At 36.1% G+C, this 4,622-nt stretch carries 3 protein-coding genes and 2 riboswitches; all 3 genes read right to left on the bottom strand.

Going from position 1 to position 4,622, the window contains the following annotated elements; all coding sequences use genetic code 11:
- Positions 1–244 precede the first annotated feature (244 nt).
- The 3 genes from V7164_RS23710 to V7164_RS23700 all read right to left on the bottom strand — a co-directional run bounded on the left by V7164_RS23710 (position 245) and on the right by V7164_RS23700 (position 4,240).
- Entirely contained in the window at positions 245–688 is a 444-nt protein-coding gene (locus V7164_RS23710) for an Lrp/AsnC family transcriptional regulator (protein WP_335348424.1), read from the bottom strand.
- A 398-nt stretch (positions 689–1,086) separates the two neighbouring features.
- A complete protein-coding gene (gene glyA, locus V7164_RS23705) occupies positions 1,087–2,340 on the bottom strand; it encodes a serine hydroxymethyltransferase (RefSeq protein WP_335355425.1) in 1,254 nt (417 codons plus the stop codon).
- Between the two features lie 194 nt (positions 2,341–2,534).
- Positions 2,535–2,625, bottom strand: a riboswitch (glycine riboswitch).
- Positions 2,626–2,727: riboswitch (glycine riboswitch) on the bottom strand.
- Positions 2,728–2,866: 139 nt separating this feature from the next.
- Positions 2,867–4,240, bottom strand: coding sequence for an amino acid permease (locus V7164_RS23700; RefSeq protein WP_335355424.1), 1,374 nt, complete (start codon positions 4,238–4,240; stop codon positions 2,867–2,869).
- Positions 4,241–4,622 lie beyond the last annotated feature (382 nt).

Below are 4,622 nucleotides of genomic sequence, written 5' to 3'. Positions count from 1 at the left end.
ACCAAATGTTAATATTGATTTAAAAATGATTATAGATGATTAAAAAACAAAAAGCTATAAAAAAATTTAATATTTTTATTTTTTTTACTTTTCTACCTATTTAAGGTTTCACTTTGTTTGCTTAAGTACAAATATCCATTCAAAAATTTGTTTTTATAATCATTTTAACAAATACAAATTGACAAACTAATGTGCCATATTAATACAAATAGAAAAAACTCATCACTACGATGAGTTTTTCTACTTATAATTTAAGTCCTCTTCTACTTTTAAAGCGACGTAGTAAAATGTGACTCTCCACACGAGTTATTCCATTTAATGCGTATAATTCTTCATTAATGAATCTTTCTAGAGAATTAAAATTTTCTACCAAAACATGCATATGTAATGTTGAGGGGCCTGTCATTTGATAGCAGCTGGCAACATTAGGGTTTTCTGCTAACGCTTCAGCTACTTTAACGAGTGAACTAGGTTCACAATCTATTTCAAAAAAAGCAGAAACATTTTTTCCAACCTTTTCGCTATTTATTACTACAGTAAATTGTTCGATAACCTTGTCTTCTACTAATTTATTTACTCTTTCTCTGACAGCAACTCGTGATAAACCTAATTGTTTTCCAATCTCTACATATGATACTCGCCCGTTATTTGTTAATAGTTGAAGGATATTCTTATCAATATTATCCATTAATTATCAACCCTTTCTCCGATCAAATCAAAAGTATTATACGCTATAACTGACCAAATAGAGAAGAAAATTTAATAAACTCTGAATTAATTAACTAGTTTTAATGGATGATTGGGAAGACGATTATCATCAGGATGAAGAAATGCAAGCAAATAGGAGTGCATTTTTCCAACTGCTAAATCGACAATTCGACAAGATGTGGTTTGGAAATGAGGTCTTCAATGTCTATTGGAAGAACTAATTGGTTCGTGGGATTTTGAATGTACTTAAGAAAATAGTTCCTTTAGATAATTCGTTGTGGTGACTTAATTATTACAAAAATGTCGGATTTAAAGTTTTTTATGCAAAAAAAGGGTGGCCAAAAGTTACTTTTGGACACCCACTTTACAATGTCTTTCTTATACAAGAACTGGCTGTTGTTGAAATAACGGAAACTCAGCACAAATGCTTTTTGTTGTTTCCTTTGCCTTTTCTAAAACCTCTGAATCCCCTTTGCTCTTCAAGACAGCTGCGATAACTTTCGCAATTTGCACCATTTCTTCTTTTTTCATTCCCCGCGTTGTTAACGCTGGTGTCCCCATGCGGATTCCGCTTGTTACGAACGGACTTTGTGGATCATATGGAATCGTGTTTTTGTTGACGGTGATGCCTGCTTCTTCAAGCAGCTTTTCCGCCTCTTTGCCTGTTAAATCCCAAGGGCGAACATCTAGTAATACGATATGATTATCGGTTCCTCCAGAAACGAGGGCTGCGCCTTCTTTCACTAACTCTTGACCAAGTGTTTTTGCATTTTCGATGACTTGTTTAGCATACTCTTTAAAACTTTGCTGGGATGCTTCATTAAATGCAACAGCCTTCGCAGCAATAATATGCATTTGTGGGCCGCCTTGAATTCCAGGGAACACAGCTTTATTAATAGCTTTAATTATATCTTCATCATTCGTCAAAATAATACCGCCACGTGGACCTCTTAATGTTTTATGCGTTGTGCTAGTCACGACATCTGCAAATGGAATTGGTGAAGGATGCAGACCTGCAGCAACAAGTCCTGCAATATGCGCCATATCAACCATTAATATTGCGCCAACTTTATCGGCAATTTCTCTAAATCGGGCAAAATCAATTGTTCTTGTATATGCGCTTCCGCCAGCAATAATTAATTTTGGCTGTTCTTTTTCAGCAATTGCTTCAAGTTCATCATAATCGATCAGGTGATTATCTTCTCTTACTCCATAAGACACAACCTCAAACCATTTTCCTGACATGTTTACCGGACTTCCATGGGTTAGATGCCCACCGTGTGATAAATTCATTCCCATAATTTTATCGCCTGGCTGAAGCAATGCAAAAAATACAGCTGTATTCGCTTGGGCACCTGAGTGAGCTTGGACATTTGCAAATTTAGCGCCAAATAATTTAGTTAAACGTTCAATAGCAACATTTTCAACAACATCTACATTTTCGCATCCACCGTAATAACGCTTACCTGGGTACCCTTCTGCATATTTATTCGTCAATACGCTCCCCATGGCTTCTAATACATCATCACTTACAAAGTTTTCTGATGCAATTAGCTCTAACGCATGATGCTGGCGGTGACTTTCCTTCTCGATCGCTTCAAAAATGGTTGAATCATTTTCCCGTAAACTCATATCTATTCCTCCTTGATTTTCAATTCTGACTTTCCCTAGCTGTTTTAAAAATTATAAATTTGCAATTTTGGGAATTTAAAAATCGTTTGTTCAGCTACATTTATTCTTTTCCAAGACAAAGGCAGGTAAACAATACGCTTTGCTGTCATTTTTTGAACACAAAAAAGGACAGAAAAGGGTATTGATGCGCTCTCTCCCCCTTCTCTGTCCTTTTACCTGAGAGTTTAACTCTTTATAAGAGTCTTCCCCTTTGGTGGCGTTTAAAAAACGCGCTCTCCAGAGTAACGTCCAGTTGTAGTTCTTCTACCTGAGAGATTAGTTCCAAGGGTATTTTTGGAACTTGCTCCTTCGGTGGTATTGACGACTACACTCTCCCACAACTATCATCCGTACTATATTTAATTTTTGTAATTATTAGAATAAGAGTTTTATCATAATATGTCAATATTTTTCTGGAAAAACTTTATTAATTTAGAAAGTAGTTGATCACCATGCTAATCGGAATTTTATCCATTGCATCTAAATTTTACGCTACATTTCCTTTATTCTCATGATTTGCCTTTGATTGCCGAATCTTATAAATCACAACCAGAATAATAAACCAAACAGGAGTTACAAACAAGGCAACACGAGTATCTTCCGCTAGTGCAAGTACTACAAGAACGAACGCTAGGAAAGCAAGAATCAAGTAATTGGAAAATGGATAAAGCGGTAATTTAAATTTATTCACTTTCGCTAAATCTGGCCTTGTTTTACGGTATTTCATATGGCTGATAACCGTAATTCCCCAAATGAAGATGAAACATACGGTAGAAACACTTGTAATCAGTGTAAATACTCCCTCTGGCATTACATAGTTTAAAACAACAGAAATGAGTATGACGCCAGTTGAAAAGATCAATGCATTGGAAGGTACTTTACGGGAATCAAGTTTTGTAAATGGAACAGGTGCATTATTATCTTTTCCAAGAGAGTATAGCATCCGGCTTGTACTAAAAACGGCGCTATTACCTGCAGAAGCTGCGGATGTAAGAACGACAAAGTTGACGATACCAGCAGCAGCAGTGATACCTAGTCCTACGAAAACTTGAACGAACGGACTTTCCATTGGGTTGATCGAGTTCCACGGATATACACTCATAATAACAATTAGTGCACCAATGTAGAAAATAATAATCCGAATAGGAATACTATTAATTGCTTTTGGGATTACTTTTTCTGGATCTTTCGTTTCACCTGCTGTCAGTCCCACAAGCTCAATACCAACAAACGCAAACACGACCATCTGGAATGAGAGAATAAAGCCATTTATGCCATTCGGGAACATTCCGCCGTGACTCCATAAATTCGTGAGACTAGCTGTGCCTGCATTCGAGGTAAAGCCAGTAATAATCATAAAAATTCCAACGACAATTAGTGCTAGAATCGCGATAATTTTAATTAATGCGAACCAAAATTCCAATTCGCCAAAAAGTTTTACAGTTGCCAGGTTCATAACGAGCAACACGACAAGCGCAATTAAAGCTGGCATCCACTGTGGTACACTAGGGAACCAATACTGAAAGTAAAGACCAACTGCTGTTAAGTCAGCCATTGCAATTGAAATCCAGCAAAACCAGTAGGTCCATCCGGTGATAAATGCTGCCATATTCCCTAAATAATCTTGAACAAAGTCAACAAAAGAATGATATTTCAGATTACTTAAGAGCAACTCTCCAAGTGAGCGCATGATTAAAAAGCAAACTATGCCTGTAATCATATAAGCAAATAAAATTGAAGGCCCTGTTAAATGAATAGATTTTCCTGCTCCAAGAAATAATCCAGTTCCGATCGCCCCGCCAATGGCGATTAGTTGGACATGCCTGTTCTTTAGACCTCTCTCCAATTGTTGTTCATGCATAGATTTCTCACTCCCTGTTTTTCGAGGTGGGTACAATTGTTTACTAAACTAATAACGCGATTAAAGTATTGCACAATTTTTCCATATTTGACTAAGATCAAAGGTCCAGATGTTTACCAGGTATCCAAACAACAGAGTCATCTAGAATAAAGGAAGAAGTCATCTTTTGTAGAGAATTATTGAAGTAGTTTCAGGAACTCAGTATACATTTGTAAGCGCATACAAAAAGTTACAATTATTAAATATTAATGTTATTTATTTTAGTAGATTCCTTATTACCTAGGTGAACAACTGCCTATTTACTTAATCGAGTTTGATATCAGCATTAGCTGATTGCATCGCCACCTCTATTATAGATAGCTATTTTTACATAATAATGAAC

Source organism: Bacillus sp. JJ1474 (genome assembly GCF_036965225.1).
GTDB lineage: Bacteria > Bacillota > Bacilli > Bacillales > Cytobacillaceae > Cytobacillus.
This window is presented reverse-complemented; position numbering and strand designations above follow the sequence as displayed.

Coding starts and splice junctions, on each gene's coding strand:
- V7164_RS23710 (WP_335348424.1), bottom strand. CDS start 688: ATGGATAATATTGATAAGAATATCCTTCAACTATTAACAAATAACGGG.
- glyA (WP_335355425.1), bottom strand. CDS start 2,340: ATGAGTTTACGGGAAAATGATTCAACCATTTTTGAAGCGATCGAGAAG.
- V7164_RS23700 (WP_335355424.1), bottom strand. CDS start 4,240: ATGCATGAACAACAATTGGAGAGAGGTCTAAAGAACAGGCATGTCCAA.